This is a genomic window from Desulfovibrio legallii (assembly GCF_900102485.1).
Lineage (GTDB): Bacteria > Desulfobacterota > Desulfovibrionia > Desulfovibrionales > Desulfovibrionaceae > Desulfovibrio > Desulfovibrio legallii_A.
On record NZ_FNBX01000001.1, the window covers coordinates 212,954 to 234,075 of the forward strand.

Annotated in this window: 17 protein-coding genes and 1 riboswitch; of the genes, 7 read left to right on the forward strand and 10 right to left on the reverse strand. The window is 64.5% G+C overall.

Annotated features, from left to right (window positions below; translation table 11 throughout):
- Positions 1–298: 298 nt before the first annotated feature.
- A complete protein-coding gene (locus tag BLS55_RS00940) occupies positions 299–1,060 on the reverse strand; it encodes a TlyA family RNA methyltransferase (RefSeq protein ID WP_092152537.1) in 762 nt (253 codons plus the stop codon).
- 179 nt (positions 1,061–1,239) lie between these two features.
- Between BLS55_RS00940 and rpmE the strand changes: the two genes are divergently transcribed.
- The 7 genes from rpmE (at position 1,240) to BLS55_RS12215 (ending at position 7,568) form a co-directional block, all read left to right on the forward strand.
- Complete coding sequence (rpmE, locus tag BLS55_RS00945; protein ID WP_092152453.1) at positions 1,240–1,452, forward strand: 50S ribosomal protein L31; 213 nt, start codon at positions 1,240–1,242, stop codon at positions 1,450–1,452.
- Between the two features lie 166 nt (positions 1,453–1,618).
- Positions 1,619–2,533, forward strand: coding sequence for a DUF1385 domain-containing protein (locus BLS55_RS00950; RefSeq protein ID WP_092152538.1), 915 nt, complete (start codon positions 1,619–1,621; stop codon positions 2,531–2,533).
- A gap of 16 nt (positions 2,534–2,549) precedes the next feature.
- Positions 2,550–3,620, forward strand: a complete 1,071-nt coding sequence (gene prfA / locus BLS55_RS00955; protein ID WP_092152454.1) for a peptide chain release factor 1 — start codon at positions 2,550–2,552, stop codon at positions 3,618–3,620.
- Between the two features lie 244 nt (positions 3,621–3,864).
- Positions 3,865–4,015, forward strand: a riboswitch (FMN riboswitch).
- Between the two features lie 113 nt (positions 4,016–4,128).
- On the forward strand, positions 4,129–4,797 hold the full coding sequence (ribB, locus tag BLS55_RS00960; protein WP_092152455.1) for a 3,4-dihydroxy-2-butanone-4-phosphate synthase: 669 nt from the start codon (positions 4,129–4,131) through the stop codon (positions 4,795–4,797).
- 411 nt (positions 4,798–5,208) lie between these two features.
- Complete coding sequence (locus BLS55_RS00965; protein ID WP_092152456.1) at positions 5,209–5,604, forward strand: squalene cyclase; 396 nt, start codon at positions 5,209–5,211, stop codon at positions 5,602–5,604.
- Positions 5,605–5,726: 122 nt separating this feature from the next.
- Positions 5,727–7,343: an outer membrane homotrimeric porin gene (locus BLS55_RS00970; protein ID WP_092152457.1), complete on the forward strand. Its 1,617-nt coding sequence runs from the start codon at positions 5,727–5,729 to the stop codon at positions 7,341–7,343.
- A gap of 99 nt (positions 7,344–7,442) precedes the next feature.
- Complete coding sequence (locus BLS55_RS12215) at positions 7,443–7,568, forward strand: hypothetical protein (protein ID WP_257243078.1); 126 nt, start codon at positions 7,443–7,445, stop codon at positions 7,566–7,568.
- Between the two features lie 65 nt (positions 7,569–7,633).
- On the opposite strand, the gene BLS55_RS00975 is transcribed toward BLS55_RS12215, so the two are convergent.
- The 9 genes from BLS55_RS00975 to rpoC form a co-directional block, all read right to left on the reverse strand.
- Positions 7,634–8,845: an iron-containing alcohol dehydrogenase gene (locus tag BLS55_RS00975; protein WP_092152458.1), complete on the reverse strand. Its 1,212-nt coding sequence runs from the start codon at positions 8,843–8,845 to the stop codon at positions 7,634–7,636.
- Between the two features lie 448 nt (positions 8,846–9,293).
- Complete coding sequence (locus tag BLS55_RS00980; protein ID WP_092152459.1) at positions 9,294–10,838, reverse strand: helicase HerA-like domain-containing protein; 1,545 nt, start codon at positions 10,836–10,838, stop codon at positions 9,294–9,296.
- A 369-nt stretch (positions 10,839–11,207) separates the two neighbouring features.
- The gene (modD, locus tag BLS55_RS00985) at positions 11,208–12,065 is read right to left on the reverse strand and encodes a ModD protein (RefSeq protein ID WP_092152460.1); all 858 of its coding nucleotides are present in this window, start codon (positions 12,063–12,065) and stop codon (positions 11,208–11,210) included.
- 309 nt (positions 12,066–12,374) lie between these two features.
- Positions 12,375–13,067, reverse strand: a complete 693-nt coding sequence (locus BLS55_RS00990) for a molybdate ABC transporter permease subunit (RefSeq protein ID WP_257243079.1) — start codon at positions 13,065–13,067, stop codon at positions 12,375–12,377.
- Positions 13,064–13,825 (reverse strand): molybdate ABC transporter substrate-binding protein, encoded by a 762-nt coding sequence (gene modA, locus BLS55_RS00995; RefSeq protein ID WP_092152461.1) that lies wholly within the window; start codon positions 13,823–13,825, stop codon positions 13,064–13,066. Before modA ends, BLS55_RS00990 begins: the two co-directional genes overlap by 4 nt.
- Entirely contained in the window at positions 13,803–14,564 is a 762-nt protein-coding gene (locus BLS55_RS01000) for a molybdenum ABC transporter ATP-binding protein (protein WP_092152462.1), read from the reverse strand. Before BLS55_RS01000 ends, modA begins: the two co-directional genes overlap by 23 nt.
- A gap of 211 nt (positions 14,565–14,775) precedes the next feature.
- Positions 14,776–16,197, reverse strand: a complete 1,422-nt coding sequence (locus tag BLS55_RS01005; RefSeq protein WP_143339490.1) for a DnaA ATPase domain-containing protein — start codon at positions 16,195–16,197, stop codon at positions 14,776–14,778.
- Between the two features lie 117 nt (positions 16,198–16,314).
- On the reverse strand, positions 16,315–16,455 hold the full coding sequence (locus BLS55_RS12025) for a hypothetical protein (RefSeq protein WP_180365356.1): 141 nt from the start codon (positions 16,453–16,455) through the stop codon (positions 16,315–16,317).
- A gap of 424 nt (positions 16,456–16,879) precedes the next feature.
- Complete coding sequence (rpoC, locus tag BLS55_RS01010; RefSeq protein WP_092152463.1) at positions 16,880–21,052, reverse strand: DNA-directed RNA polymerase subunit beta'; 4,173 nt, start codon at positions 21,050–21,052, stop codon at positions 16,880–16,882.
- Positions 21,053–21,122 lie beyond the last annotated feature (70 nt).

A 21,122-nucleotide genomic window follows, 5' to 3' on the forward strand; every position in this document is an offset into this window, starting at 1 on the left:
TCTTCTCAGGCAACACGCAGGGCGTACCCTGGCAATGGCCCTTGCGCAGGCCCACGCGCTGAAACTCAGGCAACACGCAGGGCGTACCCTGGGCGGGCGATTGTGTGTATGGTTGTCTGGGGCGTTCCTGGCAGTCAGCCGGGCCAGGACGTTGTGCGGGGTAAAAAAGGGAGGAGGCCCAAGCGCCATAAAAAGATGAGCCGCCATGCCCACAGGGCAAACAAGCCTGCGGTCAGGGTACGGCCCCCGCCTCTTCTTGCCCCTGGCTCTGCTGTCTGTTTCCCTGAGCCGCGGCGCGTCAGCGCCGGGCCAGCAGGGCCATGAATTCCTGATTGCCCTTGGGGCCCTTGACGGCGGCGGGCAGCACGCCCCGGCAGTCCAGGCCCAGCTGGACGTCGGCAAACGTGAGAATTTTGTCCACGGCGCGCTGCCGGGCTGCCGGGTCGCGCACCACGCCCTTGACCGTCTCGCCGGGGCCCAGCTCAAACTGCGGCTTGATGAGCACGGCGGCCAGGCCGCCGGGTTTGAGCCAGGTCAGGCAAGGGGGCAGCACCAGGGTAAGGGAAATGAAAGAGACGTCCGCCACCGCCAGGTCCACAGTTTCAGGGATAAGGGAAGGCGGCGCGTGGCGCAGATTTACGCCCTCCAGGCTGACAACGCGGGGATCGGCGCGCAGCTTCTCGTGCAGCTGGTTCTTGCCCACGTCCACGGCATAAACCCGCGCGGCCCCGTGCTGCAGCAGGCAATCCGTAAAGCCGCCCGTGGAGGCCCCGGCGTCCAGGCAAACCATGCCGGTCACGTCCAGGCGGAAATGCTCCAGGATGGTCAGAAGTTTGTAGGCCCCACGGCTCACATAGCGTTCCGGCTCCAGCAGGGCGAAGGCCGTATCCGCGGGGTAAGGATGACCGGGCTTGGGCACCAGCAGGGGCGGCGCGCCCGGAGGCCCGCCGGCCAGGGCCACGCGGCCAGCCATGATCAGGCGGCGGGCTTGCTCCCGGCTTTCGGCCAGGCCCTGTTCGTAAGCCAGTTGGTCGGCGCGTTGGCGCAAGGTCTTGGGCATGGCGGCTGTATAGCGCCTTCGGGCGCGGCTGGCAATGTGCGGCACATTCTCCTTGCCAAGCCGCGCATGAGAGGCTATATATTTTTCCCTTGTGCGAGGCATGGCCTCGCAGGGCCACAACGCGCGGGCGTCCGGCCGGACTGCGCGCCGGATTATGCCGCGTTTATAAGGAAAGAATCATGAAAGAAAACATCCATCCCAAAGTGTACAAAGCCACCATCACCTGCGCCTGCGGGCATGAGGAGCAGGTGCTTTCCACCAAGGGCGAGCAGGTGCATGTGGAAGTCTGCTCCCACTGCCACCCCTTTTTCACCGGCAAGCAGCGCTTCCTGGATACTGCCGGCCGTATTGACCGCTTCCGTAAGAAGTACGCCAAGTTTGAGCAAAAGTAAGCGCATGCGGGGGCCTGGGCCGCGCCCCAACGGCGGCGCGCGCTCCCCGGAGTGCGGCGGGCGTGACGGGCGCGGCGGGATTGACCGGCGCGCCCGATTGCTGCGTCTGGCCGCAGCGGCGCTGCAGCTGGCCGCCGGCTGCCCCGTGGTGGGCGGCCAGGCGGTCATGGAAGGCGTTATGATGCGCAATGGTGCGGTGTACGGCCTGGCCGTGCGCCGCGCCGACGGCGTTATCTGCGCCCGCCGTTACCCCTGGTTCAGCCTGACTGAGGCCACCTGGCTCCGAAAGCCCTTTGTGCGCGGGTTTCCCGTGCTGGTGGAAACCCTGGTCAATGGGGTCAAGGCCCTCAACCGTTCGGTGGAGGCGGCCGCCCAGGGCGAGGGGGAGGAGCTTTCGGGCTGGCAGCTCACGCTGACGCTTGCGGCCGCTCTGCTCATGGCTGTGGGGTTGTTTGTACTGGCCCCGCACCTGCTTTCCGTGGGCATGCTCTGGCTGGGGCTGGGCGGCGATGTGGAAGGGCTCTCCTTCCATGTCTGGGACGGCTTTTTCAAGTGTTGCATTTTTGTGGCCTATATCCGGGCCATTGCCTGCGTGCCGGACATCCGGCGGGTGTTCCAGTACCACGGGGCCGAGCACAAGACTATCCACGCCTTTGAGGCCGGAGGGGACGTGGACGCCGCCGCAGCCGCCGGCATGAGCCGCCTGCACCCGCGCTGCGGCACCACGTTTCTGCTGTTTGTGATCTGCCTTTCCATCGTGCTGCACGCGGTGCTGGTGCCCTTGCTGCTGCACGTCTACACGCCGCAGAACGAGGCGGCTAAGCACGCTGTGACCATCGCCTTCAAGCTGCTGCTTATGGCGCCCATCAGCGCCTTGGCCTACGAGCTTATCCGCTACGCGGCCCGGCTGCGCCAGGGCTTTTGGGCCACGCTGCTGCGCGCGCCCGGCCTGGCCTTGCAGCGCCTGACCACCGACGAGCCGGATGCGGGGCAGCTGGAAGTGGCCGTGGTGGCCCTGCGCGAGGCCCTGGACCCGGAGGAGGGGCTGCGCGTGCGCGCTGTGCCCTACGCCACGGAATGACTATATCGGAGTTCCCATGTTTGCCAAGCTGGAAGGTCTGGAAAAAAAATATCTGGAGTTGGAGCACAGCCTGGCTCAGCCCGAGGTGTTCAACGATCAGGCGCACTACCGCAAGCTGGCCAAGGCCCATGCGGACCTGCGGCCCGTGGTGGAGCTTTTCCGCCAGTACCGCTCCCTTTCTCAGGAGCTGGAAGAGAATAAGCAGCTGCTCCACGACGACGATGCGGACATCCACCAGTTGGCCCTGGAAGAGGTCCACCGGCTGGAAGCCGCCCTGCCGGAGATTGAGCATAAGCTCAAGGTGCAGCTGCTGCCCACCGACCCCCTGGACGAAAAGAACACCATTCTGGAAATCCGCGCCGGCACCGGCGGGGAAGAGGCCGCCCTGTTTGCGGCGGATCTCCTTCGCATGTATTCCCGCTACGCCGAGCTCAAGGGCTGGAAGGTGGAAATCATGAGCGAATCCCCTTCCGAATCGGGCGGCTATAAGGAAATTATCTGCCTTATCACCGGTAGTAAGGTGTACAGCCGGCTCAAGTTTGAGGCCGGGGCCCACCGGGTGCAGCGGGTGCCCGCCACCGAGGCCCAGGGCCGCATCCACACCTCGGCGGCCACGGTGGCCGTCATGCCCGAAGCTGAAGAGGTGGATGTGGAAATCAAACCCGACGACCTGCGCATTGATATCTACCGCGCATCGGGCGCGGGCGGCCAGCACGTCAACAAGACGGAATCGGCCGTGCGCATCACCCACATCCCCACGGGCACCGTGGTCACCTGCCAGGACGAACGCTCCCAGCACAAGAATAAGGCCCGCGCCATGAAGGTGCTGGCCTCGCGCATCCTGGCCGCGGAGCGCGCCCGCCAGAGCTCGGAGCTTTCCGCCGACCGCAAGGCGCAGGTGGGCAGCGGCGACCGCTCGGAGCGCATCCGCACCTACAATTTCCCCCAGGGCCGCTGCACGGACCACCGCATCAACCTGACCCTCTATTCCCTGGACCGGATCATGGAAGGCGAGCTGGATCCCCTGGTGGAGGCCCTGGTCACCGCCGCCCAGGCCGACGCGCTCAAGGCCCAGGCCTCGGAATAGGCTTGGGGCTGCGGCAACGTTTTGGGGGCCGCCGCGTCTTCCATTGAGGAGGGCGCGGCGGCCTTTTTTGTTGCCGGGTGCCTTGTCACGGCAGGTTTCCGCGTCGGGGCGGGCCATGCTGCGGGGCGTGTGGCCGCGGCATCTTTGGCGGCCGCTACGAAGTGTGCAAAAAATTCTGGACGCTACCGCGTGCGACGCAGGTTTGCTCCGCCTTGCCAGATGCGGCGCAGGGGCGTAGGGTAGGGCCGTTTCTCAGGGCGGGGTGCAAGTCCCCACCGGCGGTGATGCGGCGGGCCTCGGCCTGGCCGTCAGCCCGCGAGCGCCCGTGACCGGGGTCAGCAGATTCGGTGCGAATCCGAAGCCGACGGTAACAGTCCGGATGGAAGAGAACGGCCTTTCGCCGCCGCGCACGGCGTGCAGGGGATTTTCCCTCTGCGGCTTTGCGGCGGCCCCGTCCACGCCCTGATGCACCCTCTCCCGGCGGTTTGCCGGCATACGGAGAACGGTTATGCATCAGTCCCCTTTGACTCTGGATTCTTTCGGCAATGCTGAGGAGCGGCTCGCCCGCGCCCTGGCCTCCCTGCGCGCCGGCGGCGGCGTGCTGGTGGTGGATGACGCGGACCGGGAAAATGAGGGCGACCTCATTTTTTCGGCCCGGCAGATCAGCGTGCCGCAGATGGCCATGCTCATCCGCCATTGCAGCGGCATCGTCTGCCTGCCCCTCACGGCGGAGCACGCCCGGCGGCTGGATTTGCCGCTCATGACCGCCCACAACACCAACACGCAGCAGACGGCCTTCACCGTCAGCATTGAGGCGGCGCAGGGGGTGACCACGGGCGTTTCCGCTGCGGACAGGGCCGCCACCGTGCGGGCTGCGTCCGCGCCCGGGGCCCGGCCGGAAGACCTGCGGCGGCCAGGGCATGTCTTTCCCCTGCTGGCGCGCCCCGGCGGCGTGCTGGAGCGCCGCGGCCACACCGAGGCCACCGTGGACCTCATGCGCCTGGCCGGGCTGGAGCCCTGCGGCGTGCTCTGCGAGCTGACCAACGACGACGGCAGCATGGCCCGGCTGCCCCAGGTGGCGGCCTTTGCCCAGGCCCACGGCATGCCCTTGTGCAGCGTGGAGGACATCGTGGCCTGGCGTTCCGCCGGGCGCGACCATCAGGCCGTGGCCGTATAGCTTCACACCCCTGGCGGCGGCCGGAAGCGTCGTCCGGCCGCCGCCAGGGGGCCTTTGCCGTGCCGATTCCACTGCAATCCTTTCGCCTGTGCGCAGGGCGCGAGGCCTGACGCCGCCGCACGGCGCGGCTTCCGTCTCCGTGGAACGCCTTCCCCCATCCTGACGTTTTCCCCTCCTTGGGCTCGCCCCGCTGCGGCCGCCCGGCCGCGCTCTGCGGGGCACGGGCCCGCCGCATGATCCCGATTTTCGCTTTTTTATGTGGGAAGAGGATAAATACAAAAATTTGAACAATTTTATATAATATATTCACATAGATATATATTGATTTTGAAAAGTATTTTCAATTTTATTGACACGCATCCTGCCCTGTGCCAAGATGCCTTCATTCACAAACCCCAGTGGAGGCACGGTATGGAAGAGCACGGCACGCCGGATTCCCCGGTTACGCACCGCTTTAGCCACGACAATCTGCACATCAGCCTTCAGGATCCCTTTGGGCCGTCCCAGGCGGATGCCGTTATCGCCTTGCTGTACGGCAATCAGCATGCTTGCAAACGCATTTTTATTGACGTGCGCCGGGTTTCCCGGCCGCACCCTACCGCTGTGGACGCCCTGAAAAATTCGTTGCTCCTGGGCGGATTGAGTACGGAGCAGATCATCTTTAAGGGCAAGACGGGGTTTGACCTGGCCGTCAACGGCAACCGGGTGCTCATTGAGGAGAAGCGCAGCCATGTGTGCAAAGGCAATTGCGCCAACTGCAAGTGCGGCGGCCATAAGCATGCCCACGCGCAGGCCAGGGAGCATTGAGCGCGGCGCAGCGCCTTTACGTTTGGTAACAAAAAAATATAAAAGTTGTTACGCAACCCCCGCGGCTGTTGGGGCGGTTTATCCGTAGCGGCCGCGAAAACCCATACCGGAGGAGCATTCATATGCACAGGAAAGAAAGGAACGTACTGCAACGCTTTAAAAAAGCCTGCATGGTGACCATGCTGGCCGCGGGCCTGCTGGTGGGCGCGGCCGGAGGGGCCAAGGCCATCGACTTCAAGGCTCAGGGCGAATGGCTGGTGGGCTTTGGCGTCGCCAACACCAGCCTGACCAAGAATACCACGGCTTCCGGCGCCTCCAAAACCAAGAGCAACACCAACGACGATTTCGGCGCTTCGCAGCGGGTGCGCCTGCAGTTGGACGCCGTGGCCTCCGAGGCGCTCTCTGGCACGGTCTTCTTTGAAATCGGCGATCAGACCTGGGGCAAAGCCGCAGAGGGCGGCGCGCTGGGCGCGGATGGCAAGATGGTGAAGGTGAAGAACGCCTACATCGACTGGCTGATCCCCAATACCGACGCCCGGGTGCGCATGGGCCTGCAGGCCACGGCCGTGCCCAACGCCGCCGGCGGCTCGGCCATTATGGACTGCGATTCCGCCGCCCTGGTGGTCAACTACAAGTTCAACGACAACGTGGGCCTCACGGCCATGTGGTCCCGCCCGGTCAACGACAACTTCAACGGCGATTTTGTCAGGAAGGGCGAAAACAATACGGAACGGAACAATTACCTGGATAACCTTGATCTCTTCATGCTCTCCGTGCCCCTGAGCTTTGACGGCGTGGAGGTGACCCCTTGGGCCATGTACGGCATGCGCGGCAAGAACGCCCTGCGCGGCCTGGCCGCTATGGATAAAGAAGAACCCTGGGAAACCAGCGACGGCAGCCTGGGCCTGACTCTGCCCGGCCTGACCCCCGGCTTCAACTATGCTAACAGCAATCCGCTGAATTCCTCCACCACCGGCAAGCAGTACGGCTCGCTGTTCTGGGCCGGTCTGCCCGTGGCCATCACCGCCTTTGATCCGCTGAACATCGAATTTGACGTCAACTACGGCTATGCCGAAGCCATGGGCCGCTACGACGTGCTGAAGCGCGGCACGGATATTGTGCGCGGCAGCACCGAGCGTCAGGGCTGGCTGGCCAAGGCCCTGGTGGAATACAAGATGGATTGGGCCACCCCCGGCATCTTCGGCTGGTACGCCAGCGGCGACGACGGCAATGTGAAGAACGGCTCCGAGCGCATGCCTTCCATCGCGGGCGCGGGCAACTTCACCTCCTTCGTGGGCGACGGCAACCTGGCTTGGGGCGCGGGCCCCGGCAATACCTGCGACTGGAGCATGAGCTACGCTGGCACCTGGGGCATCGGCGGGCAGCTGGCCGACATGAGCTTTGTGGAAAACCTCAAGCACACCTTCCGCGTGGCCTACTGGGGCGGCACCAACGCCCCCTCCATGGTCAAATATATGGAAAGCGCCTACGCCTGGCAGGAAGGTTTCGGCGGCGACGGCCCCTACCTGACCACCAACGACGGTCTGCTGGAATTCAACCTGGTCAACCAGTGGCAGATCTACGAAAACCTGGAAGCCAACCTGGAACTGGGGTATGTGGTCAACATGATCGACAGGGACACCTGGAAAAAGGACGGCTACAACGGCGGCCAGGGCAACGGCTCCTTCTCTAAGGAAGACGCCTGGAAGGCCCAGTTGGTCTTTGCCTACACCTTCTGATCCCGCATAAAGCCCACACCGCGCGCGTTCCCTTCCCGCGCGCTTACAACCGCCGCTTCTTCGGAAGCGGCGGTTTTTTGCACCACCCTGCCAGGGCATGTGGAAGAGGTCACCCACCTCTGCGCCAGCACCTCCACCAACTTGGAGGAATCGGTCCGGGCCGTGCAGCAGCTGGCGGAAATGGCCGGCAACCTCCACAATATCGTGCAGCAGCTCAAGCCGTAGCCCGTCTCCGGCGGAGCACAAAAAAGGGGGCCTTTCGGCCCCCTTTGTCATGCCGCGCGGGCCCCTCAGGCCAGGGGGCGCAGCGAAGTGGCGTAGATGCGGGCCACGCGCTCTCTGGAGGCCTTGACGGGCGCTACGGAAAGCAGCAGCCCCAGCGAGGGGGTTTGTTCCACCAGATCGCAGAAGCGGGGCACGTCCGCTTCCTGCACGCCTATGTCCTCCAGCTTCTGGGGCACGCCCACTTCGGCGAGCCAAGCTTCCACCGCGCGGGCGGCCTCGCGGGCCTCGGCGGGCACGCCTTTGAGGTTGGGGGCCAGCGGCTGCAGAATGTGGGCCAGCAGGCCGGGCCGGGCCGGATAGCACTCCTGGATTACGGCGGGCAGCAGCACGGCCAGGCCCAGGCCGTGGGCCAGCTGCGGGCAGACGGCGCTCAGCGGGTGTTCCAGCGCGTGGGTGAAGTGCAGAAGCCCGTTGTCAAAGGCCACGCCCGCCTGCAGGGCGGCAAAGCACAGCTCATAGCGCGCCCTGAGGTTGGCCGGATCTGCCAGGGCCTTGGGCAGCCAGGCATGGACCAGGCGGATGGTTTCCCGCGCCAGAAGGACGGCCAGGGGGTTTGAAACCGTGCTGGTGGCCGCCTCTATCACATGGTTGACGGCGTCGATGGAGACATAGCGGGTCTGGTCCGGGGCCAGGGCCGCCATGAGGGCCGGATCGTCAATGGCGTAGCGCGGATAGATGCAGTCATAGGCAATGGCGGGCTTATAGTTGAGCTTGGTTACCGTGGCCACGGCAAAGCGGTTGACCTCACTGCCCGTGCCGTGGGTCAGGTTAACGGCGACAATGGGCAGGGCCTTTTCAGGCGTAAAGCGGAAACAGTAAAGCTCCTCGGCGGTTTTATCCGGATAGGCCAGCATGATGGCGGCGCTCTTGGCGCAGTCTATGGGGCTGCCGCCGCCGATGGCCAGCACGGCCCCCACGCCCCGGGCGCGGCCCAGGGCCGCGGCCTCGTCCACGCTGTCGGTCGTGGGGTTGGGCGTCACCTTGTTGTACAGGGCCAGCGTCATGCCTTGGCGGGCGGCGGCCGCCTCCAGCTTGTCCCAGGCCCCCGTGGCCTTATAGGCGTGCCCGCCCGTGACGCAGAGCAACGCGCTGACGCCCTCCCGGCGGAGTTGAGCCAGGATGTCGTCCAGCTTGTCAATGGCCCCCACGCCCAGATATGCCGTCGTCTTGACGCGCAGCTCCCGTACCGCATTATAGTCGCAGGCTTCGTCCCACATGGTTGCCTCCTTTCGGGCATTGGCGCACCGGATGTGCCGCACCGCGCGGCTTGAGTATCCGATGAATTGATATTTTTTTCACAAGTAAAAAATACGCCTGCCGTAAAGGAGAGTAAAGGGGCGCGGTGGCGGCAAATGCGGCCGGAAGGGATGCTTTTTCTAAAAAATAAATTAAATTCAATAGATTGCTGTATAAATCAATTTGTTAAAAAAATTACAAGCCGACGCAGTGCAGAACTGCGCCGGGCGGCCTGGCGGCATTGCAGGCTTGTGCCCTGCCTTGAGCGCCGCGCGAGCAAGCGCCGTACGGCTTGCAGGCAAGGCCACAGTGCGCGGTTCTGCACTGCGCCTTTGAGGATGGGACTTCCCAAGGCTGCGGGCACTGGAAGTGGGCGGCAGGCCGTAAGGCCCGATATGCAGCGGACAGCAGGGGCGCAGGGCGCGCCGCTCAGCGGCGGGAGCCCAGAATGCCGCCCATGAGGCCGCGCAGGATTTTTCTGCCGATTTCCCGCCCGATGGTGGTGGAGATGGTGCGGGCCATGCGCAGGGAAAGATCGCTCACCACGTCGCCCAGGTCGGGGTTTTCTTTGGCCTCGCGCCGGGCCCGGCGTTCCGCTTCGCGCTGTTGTTTTTCGTCTTCCCTGGCCTGGCGGGCCGTTTCCTTGGCTTCCTGCGCCTGCTTTGCGGTTGCGTCCCGCTGCCGGAAGTGGGCTTCCAGCCGTTCGTAGGCCGATTCCCGATCCAGGGGGGCGTCGTAGCGCCCGGCCAGGCGCGAAGCCCGCAGCACGGCTTCCCGTTCCGCATCCGTAACAGGGCCAACCCGGCTTTCCGGCGGCAGGATGAGGGCTCGTTCCGTCACGCCGGGTTTGCCCTTGGCGTCCAGAAACGAGACCAGGGCTTCGCCCGTGCCCAGCTGGGGGATGACCGTTTCGGGGTCCAGGGCCGGGTTTTCCCGGAAGCTCCGGGCCGCGGCGCGCAAGACCTTCTGTTCCTGCGGGGTATAGGCGCGCAGGGCGTGCTGCACCCGGTTGCCCAGCTGGGCCAGCACTTCGCCCGGCACGTCCAGGGGGTTCTGGGTGCTGCAGTATACGCCCACGCCTTTGGAGCGGATGAGCCGCACCACCTGCGCCATCTTGTCCAGCAGCGCCTGGGGGGCGTCGTCAAACAGCAGGTGGGCTTCGTCAAACAGCAGAACCAGGCGCGGCCGTTCCGTATCGCCCACTTCGGGCAGTTGCTCAAAGAGCTCCGAAAGCAGCCAGAGCAGCACGGCGGCGTAGAGGCGCGGCCGCTGCATGAGTTCCCGCGCGTCCAGAATGTGGATTGTGCCGCGCCCCTGCAGATCCTGGAGCAGCAAATCTTCCAGGCGCAGGGAGGGCTCGCCGAAGAATTTGTCCCCGCCTTCCTCTTCCAGACGCAGCAGGCCGCGCTGGATGGCCCCGATGCTGGCCGCGCTCACGTTGCCGTAAACGTTGCGGAAGGAGGCGGCGTTTTCGCCCGCGTAGGCCACCATGCTGCGGAGGTCTTTGAAGTCCAGGAGCAGCAGGCCCTGGTCGTCGGCCATGCGGAAGATCAGGTGCAGGATGTCGGTCTGCACGGCGTTGCAGTCCAGCAGGCGGCTCAGCAACAGGGGGCCCATGGCGCTCACCGTGGCGCGCAGGGGGTGGCCGCGCTGCCCGGTCACATCCCAGAAGCAGACGGGGTAGGCCTGGTTGACGTAGCCTTTGTCCCGCAGGTGCAGATCCGCCACGCGCGCGGCAATGCCGCCCTTGGGCTGCCCGGCCTGGCTCAGGCCGCCCAGGTCGCCCTTGACGTCGGTCATGAACACGGGCGTGCCCAGAAGGCTGAAATTTTCGGCCAGGGTCTGGAGAGTGACGGTTTTGCCCGTGCCCGTGGCCCCGGTCACCAGGCCATGGCGGTTGCCCATGGCCGGCGTAAGGCAGATTTCCCGCCCCGCAGCCAGGGCCAGACACATTTTTTTGTCGCTGGTCAGCATGCCGTCCTCCCGTCAAGGCATAGGGTTGACGCCTTGTTGTAGCGGGAAAACGGCGCAAAGACAAAGGGGGCTTTGCGCCTGCGGCGTTGGGCTGGCCAGCCCGCTTACTGGGTTGCCCTGCAGATGGGCGGCTTATTTTTTATTTCGCCTGGGCCGTCTTCCAGCGTGGCGCTGCGCGGCCGCATCCCCTTATGCCGCGCGCACTTGCGGGGAAAGACAGACCCGAAGGGAGCTGCAGCATAACCTCGTTGCCTGCACCATATCCTCCATAGGGGAAAGACGCGCCCGAACGGCAGCGCATGCCAAGTATACGCAGGCATTGTCCGGGGTACGCCCGGCGCGTTTCCTGAGAGGCGAAAAGTTTTTCCGCTATTCCTCAGGCCGCATGACAACCTTGATGTCTGCGGGGCGGCCGAAGTAGGGCCAGGTGGTGACCAGCACGTCTACGCCCGTGGCGGCGCAGGCCGCGGCGTTTTCGCCGTTAATGCCGCCGGCGGCCAGGATGGTCGCGGCCGGGGCGGCGGCCCGCAGGGCGCGCACGGTTTCTTCCAGCGCGGGCAGCGGGAATTTTTCGCACTGGATCACGTCCGCGCCCGCCTGGGCCAGGAGCAGGGCTTCTGCGGGGCTGTCCACCTCCACGGCGATTTTGCGTTCCGGCGCTTGCCTGCGCAGTTCCTCCCAGCTGGCGGCCAGAGCCGCAATGCTGTTGTCCGCCAGAAAAGCCCGGTGCTGGGCAAAGATGAGGATGGAATCGGAGAGCCCCTGGCGGTGCACCGTGGCCCCGCCGCAGCAGGCGGCCTCCAGGCTGATGCGCTTGGCGCCGGGGAAATTTTTGCGGGTCACAGCCACCTGCACGCGCGGGTTGGCGGTTCGGGCGCGTTCCACCATCAGGGCAGTGCGCCCGGCAATGCCGCTCATATATTCCATCAGGGTCTGGCAGACCTTCCAGCAGCGGTGCAGGTCCGCTGCGGGGCCCCGGGCCGTGAGCACCACGTCCCCGCCGTGCGGGCGAGCGCCGTTGGCGGCTGCAGCCGTCACCGCAAGGCCCTGGTCCCGGAGCAGCCAGGCCGCTTCGTCCGCGCCGCTGAGCACGCAGTCTTCCTTGGGGGCAAAGGTCATGACCCCGCGCTGTGCGCCCAGGCCCAGCAGGTCTACGGTCAGGTCCAGACCGGGGCAGTCGTCGTTGAGCAGGGCGCGCAGCCAATAGGGATCGGGAGGCAGATACATGAGCAACTCCTTTGCAGCATAGGTGTGGCGTAAGAGCGGAAACAGCCTCCTGAGCCTGCCGCGGCGCAACCGCGATGACCCCGCGCCTTCACGGAGCAGTGCGCCCCCGCCCTGCTCCAAGCCCGATGTTTCCACCCTGCGGCGCACGTCGCCTGATCTTGGCGGCTGCCTTCGGGCAGCGCCGTCTGTTGGCCGTGGAGCGTGACGTCCGCATGTTCTTTTCCGTCAGCCTGCGCCTCTGGCGGGGGGGAGTCAAGCGCAGGGCCGGCCTGCGCGGCGGCTGCGCGGGGGCCGGTAACGCGGCGCGGTTCAGAACGCCCGGCGCTGGCACCAGTCCATGCCCAGGTAGAGCAGCAGGCTCATGGCGGCCAGCAAGGCGCAGAGCAGACCGGCGCGCTCAAATTCGCCGCTGGAGACGGCGTTGAACACTTCCAGGGACAAGGTATTGGTGCGGCCCGCAATGTTGCCGCCCAGCATGAGGCTCATGCCCACTTCGCCCAGAGCGCGGGTCAGGCCCAGCAGCAGGCCCGCGCCCAGCCCGTGCCGGATAAGGGGCACGGTGACGCGAAAAAAACAGGAAACCGGCCCGGCCCCGCAGACCCGGGCCGCCTGGCGCAGGCGGATAAGCTCCGGGTGGGCCAGGGCCGTCTGCACAGGCTTGACTGCCAGGGGCAGGCCCGCCAGCCAGGAGGCCAGAATGATGCCCCCTTCAGAGAACACCAAGCTCACGCCCAGGGCCTTCCACAGCAGCAGGCCCCCCCACCCGTTGCGGCCCAGAAACATGAGCAGCAGAAAGCCCATGGCCATGGGGGGAAAGACCAGGGGCAGGGTCACCAGAAAATTGACTGCCCGGCGCAGCACGGGCCTGCGGCTCTGCGCCAGGCTGGCCAGGGGGATGGCCGTAAGGCCGTGCAGCAGCAGGCAGGCCGTGCAGACGCGCAGCGTCAGGCACAGGGAAAAGCGGAGATCGGGCGCGCCGAGCAGCCGCCAGGCCTCGTTCACGGGCGCGCTTCAGGCCGCAGGCCGTGCTTGCGGCAGACGGCCAGGGCTTCCGGCGTGGCCAGAAAATCCATAAAGGCGCGCACGCCGGGGGCGTCTTCCTGGCCTTGCACTACGCCGGCCACCAGCAGAAGCGGCTCGTAATCCTTGCGGATCTCCATCCAGCCGCCGATCTTTTTGCCCTGCTTGCGCACAATGGCCTCATTGACGAAACCGGCATCCAGGTCGCCCGAAACCAGGTACGAAAAAACCTGCGGCACCGTGGAGAACATGGCAACCTTATCCTTAACCGCGGGCATGAGCCCGCTGCCCTTGAGGTAAGCCACGGCGGCCCGGCCATAGATGGCGGCCTTGGCGTCCGGGTGGCCGATTTTGGCAACTTGGGCCCCGCGCAGGTCCTGCGGGCTTTGCAGGGTTATGCCTTTGCGCCAGGCCAGCACCAGCACAGCTTCCCCCAGAGGCTGGAAGCGCGCGAAGCGCACGTCTGAAGCCTTCAGGCTGAGCTTATCTGAAATGACCACCGTGGCCCCACTGCCGGCTTTGACCTGCTCCAGCATCTGGCCGATGTTGCCGCTGTACATCTCCGTGGCTTTCTGGCCGGTTTTCTGGGCGTAGAGGGCGCAGAGCTCCTGCACCATGGTCTTGTAGCCCAGTCCCGTGGTTACGGAGGGGCCGGCCACGGCGGCCAGGGGCAGGGCCAGAATCAGCGTCAGCGTCAGGGCCGCCAGCAGACGGCCGTTAAGCCACGTGCGAGGTTGCATTGTTCTCTTCTCCTGTCAGGTAAAGGGTTTCCGTGGGCAGAAGGCCCAGCTGCCGCGCTTCGGCCAGGGTGGGGGCCACCGGGCCCTGCGCCGCCAGCCGGCCCGCCCGCAACAGCAGCATGGCGGAGCCCAGCGCCAGAGCTTCCCCCGGCGCGTGGGTAACATAGAGCACGGGCAGATCCCAGTGCTCCGGAATCCGCGCCAGATAGGCGAGCAGATCTCGCTTCAGGGCCATGTCCAGCGCGGCCAGGGGTTCGTCCATAAGCAGCAGACGCGGTCGGCAGAGCAAAGCCCGGCCCACGGCCACACGCTGGCGCTCCCCGCCCGAAAGCGTGCCAGGGGCGCGGTCCAGCAGCGGGCAGATGTCCAGCAGGCGCGCCACGCTCCCCAGATCCGGCGCGCTACGCGCGTGCGCCGCGTCCGGACGTCGGTAGCGCAGGCCGAAACAGAGGTTTTCCCGCACGCTCAAATGGGGGAAAAGACGGGCATCCTGAAAAACATAGCCCAGCCCGCGGGCCTCAGGCGGCAGATTGACCCTGGCCGCCGCGTCGAAAAACACCTTGCCGTCGCAGACGATGCGCCCGGCGTCCGGCGTCTCCAGCCCGGCGATGCAGTTGATAAGGGTGCTCTTGCCCGACCCCGAAGGTCCGAACACCACACAGACTCCACCGCGCGGCACACTGAAGCGCAGGCGCAGGACAAAATTTTCGCGCGCTTTGGCGATGTCCACTTCCAGCATGTCCGGCCCCCCGTGTGCGGCGCAAAAAGTACGTTCTTGGTAAAAGTACCCAGCGTGCCGGAGGGCTACAAGGCTTACCCGATTTTTATGTAAAGCGTGCTGAAAAAGGGAGGGGAAAAGGCGATTTGTTGGGGGGGATTTGCTGGGGGAAGGAAATTTTTGAGCGCTGCTGTCTTCGTCCGTAACTAGAGCATTTCAACTTTGAGATGCCCTAATGCACGGCAGGCAGGCCGGCGTTGCGTTCAATAAGCTGCACGGTGCGGGCCATCTGGCGGCCCAGGCCGCTTTCCTTGGAGAGCTCGCGTTCCACAGCGGTAATGCCCTTGATGACTGTGGAGTGGCGGCGGTTGAACCTTTCGCCGATCTGCTCCAGGGTCAGGGTGGTGTGCTTGCGGGCCAGGTAATAGATCAGGTTGCGGCCCTGCACGCATTCCTTGCGGCGAGAGCGGGAGGCCAGCTGGTGCTCATTGAGGCCGAAACTCTGGCAGACCAGGCGGAGAATGGTGGGGAAGTCCGGCTCGGCGCTTACGCTGGCGTACTGGCTGAGCACCTCCATGGCCAGGTCCACATTGAGCCCGCAGTTGAGCAGGCGCGCTTTGAAGATCAGGCTGTTGAGGCAGGATTCCAGCTGACGCACGTCGCCGCTGAGGCGGCTGGCCAGGAGCTGGCAAACGGGGTCGGGCAGCAGCACCTGAAAGCTGCGGGCCTTGCGTTCCAGAATGTGGCGACGCATTTCCTCTGTGGGGCGGCCCATATCGGTGAGGATGCCGGAACAGAAGTGGGACACCAGCTGGCTGTCCACATGCTGGAGCTCGCGCGGGGAAAAGGACGAGGTAAAAATGACGCGGCCGCCGCGGGCCTGCAGGTTCTTGACCACGGCCAGGGCCATGTCCTGCATCTTTTCTTTGCCCTGAAAAAAGTGCACGTCTTCCATCAGGAGCACGTCCAGATCGCGAAACCGGGACTTGAAGCCCTCCACGTCGTGGGATTTGAGGGAGCAGACAAAGCGGGTGGCAAATTCCTCGGCGGTGAGGTACCCCACGCGGGCTACGTCGCCCTGGTCTGCAATGGCCCGGCCCACGGCCTGGGCCAGGTGGGTTTTGCCCAGGCCGGAAGCGGAGCTGACAAAAAGGGTCTGCACGCAGCCGCCGCGCTGGCTCATATCCTGGGCGGCGGCCACGGCCATATGGTTGGGCGGGCCCACCACAAAATCCGCAAAGGAATAGCGCCACAAAAGGGGCGCGGGCCCGGCAACGTGCAGGGGCAAGGGCAGGGGGGCCTGCTCCGCCCGGCGCAACGGCCGCGCCGCGGCCGCGCCCGCAGCCGCCGCAACGGGAGCCGCGGCGCCCTGAACAGCCTCGGAGCGGGGCTTGCCCGCGCGGGGCCGTTCTGCCGCCGTCTGCACGCGCACCTTGACGGCGGCAGGGTTCAGCCCCAGCACAGGGGCCGCGGCCTGCTGCAGGGTGGGGAGCATCTTGTGCTCCAGCCAGTGGGCCACAAAGGCGCTGGGCGCAGTAAGCTGCAGGCAGTCCCCTGCCACAACGGCCCGGAGCGGGGCAATCCAGACTTTGAAAACGCCGGAATCCAGCATTTTCTTGAGATTTTCAGAAATTTCTGCCCAATGTTCTCGCATGCCGCCTTGTAGCCCAAAGAACAGGGCGGGGGCAAAGGGGGATTAGCTGGGGTTTACGGCAGTGAGGGGTTAGGCTTTCCCCAAAGGCCAATTTACATAACATTAAAATAATACTTACTATTTTTTGTTTAGCGAGCTTGCGGGCAGGGCCCGAAAAGCCTTAAGGGGCAAGGCTTTTGCCCGTTCCTGTCGTTCTGTGCACAGATAAGCGCCAAAGATATGCACAAGAACAAATCGTTTTTTTACAAAAATACTCATGAAAACGCCATTTTTTGTCTTGCAGCCGCCAAGGCGGCAGGCCGTAAGCCTCCACGGATGTCAAGGGGAGAAAACATTTTTGCGCGAGGTTTTTTGCAGCAAACAAGTGGAAAAAACTCTTTTTTTCAGGAACGTGGCTGCGGCGGAAGCCCTGTGGCGCGCCTCGCGGGGGGGCGAAAAAGGCCTGAGGATCTTCTCCCGCAGCCGAACCCTGACCGCAGGGTCCCGCAGCGCGCCCTGCCGGCGGCGCCAGCCGTACGCCGGAATAGGGTTTTTGAAGGGTGAGGGGGACTTTTGTTCACAACAGTCCCCCTCACTCCACAAGACCGCCCCTCCCCAACGCCAAAAACGCGCGCGGTCCGGGGTCTGGCCCCGAACCGCGCGCGTTGTGATCAAGCTGGTTATGCTTTTGCCTACCCGGGGGCTAGTCGTTGTGCAAGTCCACCAGGATGGGGTTTTCTTCCAGTTCTTCCAGGAACTTGTCCGGCCGTTCCTTTTGGTCGGGCACCACAATGTCGCCGTTGACGTACTGGCGGTAGCCGGTGCCGGCCGGGATAAGGCGGCCCACGATGACGTTTTCCTTCAGGCCGCGCAAATGGTCTTCCTTGCCGCGCAGGGCGGCCTCGGTGAGCACCTTGGTGGTCTCCTGGAAGGAGGCCGCCGAGATGAAGGAGGAGGTGGTCAGCGAGGCCTGGGTGATGCCCAGCACCAGGGGCTCGGCCATGGCCGGGGTGCGGCCTTCGGCCAGGGTACGCTGGTTTTCCTGCCTGAATTCGGCCTTGTCCACCTGCTCGCCCACCAGGAAGCTGGTGCCGCCGGAATCCAGGATGGTGACCTTTTTGAGCATCTGGCGCACGATGACTTCAATGTGTTTATCGTCGATGCCCACGCCCTGGAAGCGGTAGACTTCCTGGATTTCGTCCACCAGGTAGCGGGCCAGGTATTTTTCGCCGCGGGTGCGCAGGATGTCGTGCAGCTCGGGGTAGCCCTCGGTGAGGGGGTCGCCGGCTTCTACAAAGTCGCCGTCGGCGGCGGTGATGTGCTTGCCCTTGGGCACCAGGTATTCCTTGGCCTCGCCGATTTCCGGCGTGACCAGGAGTTTGCGTTTGCCCTTGGATTCGCCCTCGTAGGTGACGGTGCCGGAGATTTCCGAAACCACGGCCATGTCCTTGGGCTTGCGCACTTCAAAGAGCTCGGCCACGCGGGGCAGGCCGCCCACGATGTCTTTGGTCTTGGAGGTTTCGCGGGGTTTGCGGGCAATGATGTCGCCGGCCTGGATGGCCTCGCCGTCCTTGACCATGATGATGGAGCCCACGGGCAGGCTGTAGACCGCGGCGGCCGCGCCGTGGCTGCGTTTTTTGACGTTGCCGTTCTCATCGCAGACGGAGATGGAGGGGCGGAAGTTGGTGGTGCGGTATTCCATGATGGTCAGGCTGGCCTGACGGGTAATGTCGTCCACCTTTTCCTGCACGGTTTTGCCGTCCACAATGTCCGTAAAGCGGATGACGCCTTCTTCTTCGCACACAAAGGGTTCGTTGAAGGGGTCCCACTCGGCCAGGGTTGTGCCCTTGGTCACTTCCTGCCCGTCGTGCACCAGCAGGCGCGCGCCATTGGGCAGGATATACTTTTCGCGTTCGCGGCCCTGGGCGTCCACGATGGTCAGCTGGCCGCTCTTGCCCAGCACCAGGTCCACGCCGTCGCGGTTGGTGACGGCGCGCACGCGGCTGAGGATGACGCGGCCGGGGTTGAGGGCCTCAAACTTGTTTTTCTCAATGGTGCTTGAGGCCGTGCCGCCGATGTGGAAGGTGCGCATGGTGAGCTGAGTGCCAGGCTCGCCGATGGACTGGGCCGCGATGATGCCCACGGTTTCGCCCGTGTTGACCAGGTGGCCGCGGGCCAGGTCGCGCCCGTAGCACAGGGCGCAGATGCCGCGCTCGGCCTGGCAGGTGAGGGGCGAGCGCACGGTGATGGAGGCGATGCCCCTGGCCTTGAGGATGTCCGCTTCTTTTTCGTTGATCAGGGTGTTTTCGGGCAGCAGGATGACGTCCGGCTGTTCGGGATCGTACACGGGGTAGAGCAGCACGCGGCCCACGGCGCGCTCCCAGACCGGGGTCTTGATGTCGCCGCCGTCCTTGAGGTGGGTGAGCTCGATGCCGTCCACCGTGCCGCAGTCGTGTTCAGAGACGATGACGTCCTGCACCACGTCCACCAGGCGGCGGGTAAGGTAGCCGGAGTTGGCCGTTTTGAGGGCCGTATCCGCCAGGCCTTTGCGCGCGCCGTGGGTGGAGGTGAAGTACTGCAGCACCGAGAGCCCCTCGCGGAAGGAGGAGGTGATGGGCGTTTCAATGATTTCGCCCGAAGGTTTGGCCATAAGGCCGCGCATGCCGGCGAGCTGGCGCATCTGGTCCTGGTTGCCGCGCGCGCCGGAGTTGGACATCATGAAGATGGGGTTGAAGCTGGAGTTTTTCTCCTGCTTGCCGGTCTTGGGGTCCGTGAGGGTATCGTAGGAGATCTCCCTGATCATCTCGGTGGAGACGTCCTGGGTGGCCTTGGTCCACACGTCCACCACCTTGTTGTACTTTTCGGTACGGGTGATGATGCCGTCGCGGTACTGGTGCTCGATATCGTCCACTTCGGCCTGGGAGGCGGCGAGAATGTCCTTTTTCTTGACCGGGATGGTCAAGTCCTTGACGCCGATGGTGACGCCCGCGCGGGTGGCGAATTCGTAGCCCAGGTCTTTGATCCTGTCGCAAAGGATGACCGTGGCCTTGATGCCGCACTGGCGGTAGGCCTCGCCCACCAGGCGGGCGATGCTCTTCTTGGTGAGCACGCAGTTGACCAGGCTGAAGGAGAGGCCGGGGGAGAGGATGTCGCTCACCAGCACGCGGCCGGGGGTGGTGTCGTAGATCTTGCCGTCGGGCATGCGCACATGGATGCGGGCGTGCAGGGAAACCTGGCCCGCGTCGTAGGCGGATTCCACTTCCCACGGGGCGCAGAAGGTCATGCCTTCGCCTTTTTCAAAGCTGCGTTCCACGGTCATATAGTAGAGGCCCAGGACAATATCCTGCGAGGGCACGATAACCGGGCCGCCGTTGGCGGGCGAGAGGATGTTGTTGGTGCTCATCATAAGCACGCGGCATTCGATCTGCGCTTCCACCGAGAGGGGGATGTGCACGGCCATCTGGTCGCCGTCAAAGTCCGCATTGTAGGCGGAGCAGACCAGGGGGTGCAGGCGGATGGCCTTGCCTTCCACCAGCAGGGGCTCAAAGGCCTGGATGCCCAGACGGTGCAGGGTAGGCGCGCGGTTGAGCAGGATGGGGTATTCCCGCACCACTTCGGAGAGGATGTCCCAGACCACCAGCTCTTCGCGCTCCACCATCTTTTTGGCGCTTTTGATGGTGGAGGCGTGGCCGCGTTTTTCCAGCTCGGAATAAATGAAGGGCTTGAACAGCTCCAGGGCCATCTTTTTGGGCAGGCCGCACTGGTGCAGCTTGAGGTAGGGGCCCACGGTGATGACCGAACGGCCGGAATAGTCCACGCGCTTGCCCAGCAGGTTCTGGCGGAAGCGGCCTTGCTTGCCCTTGATCATGTCCGAGAGGGACTTGAGGGGCCGGCCGTTGGTGCCGGCGATGGCGCGGCCGCGGCGGCCGTTGTCGAACAAGGCGTCCACGGCCTCCTGGAGCATGCGCTTTTCGTTGCGGATGATGATTTCCGGCGCGCCCAGCTCCATGAGCCGCTTCAGGCGGTTATTGCGGTTGATGACCCGGCGGTAGAGATCGTTGAGGTCGGAGGTGGCGAAGCGGCCGCCGTCCAGCGGCACCAAGGGGCGCAGCTCCGGCGGGATCACGGGGATGACCTCCATGATCATCCACTCAGGCTTATTGCCCGATTCCAGGAAGGCCTCCACGATCTTGAGGCGCTTGATGATTTTTTTCTTCTTGGTCTGGCTCTTGGTGCCTTCGCCTTCCTCGCGCAGCTCCTGGCGCAGTTTTTCCAGGTCCAGCTCTTCCAGCAGGGAGCGCACGGCCTCGGCGCCCATGCCCACGGTCATGACTTCGTCGCTGCCGTAGTGGTCGATGATCTGGAGGTACTGGTCTTCGGAGATGACCTGGCGCTTCTGCAAATTGGTCTGGCCAGGGTCCAGCACGATGTAGGAATCGAAGTAGAGCACCTTTTCCAGGTCGGCCATGGTCATGTCCAGCAGGGTGCCGATCTTGGAAGGCAGGGTCTTGAGGAACCAGATGTGGGCCACGGGCGCGGCCAGCTCAATATGGCCCATGCGCTCGCGCCGCACCTTGGAGGCGATGACCTCCACGCCGCACTTTTCGCAGACAATGCCGCGGTGCTTCATGCGCTTGTATTTGCCGCAGTTGCACTCATAGTCCTTCACGGGGCCGAAGATTTTGGCGCAGAAAAGACCGTCGCGCTCCGGCTTGAAGGTGCGGTAGTTGATGGTTTCCGGTTTTTTCACTTCGCCGTAGGACCATTCGCGGATGGCCTCGGGCGAGGCAATGGAAATCTGGATGGCTTTCAGGTTGCGGATGTTGGTCACGCTGCTTGACGTGCCGCGGGCGGTGAAAAGATCGTCCAGGCTCATTCTATGTACCTTGCTTTGGTAAAAGCTCGTTGGAATCGTTGACGCTTTGCCGGGCCGGGCCTGCACCGGG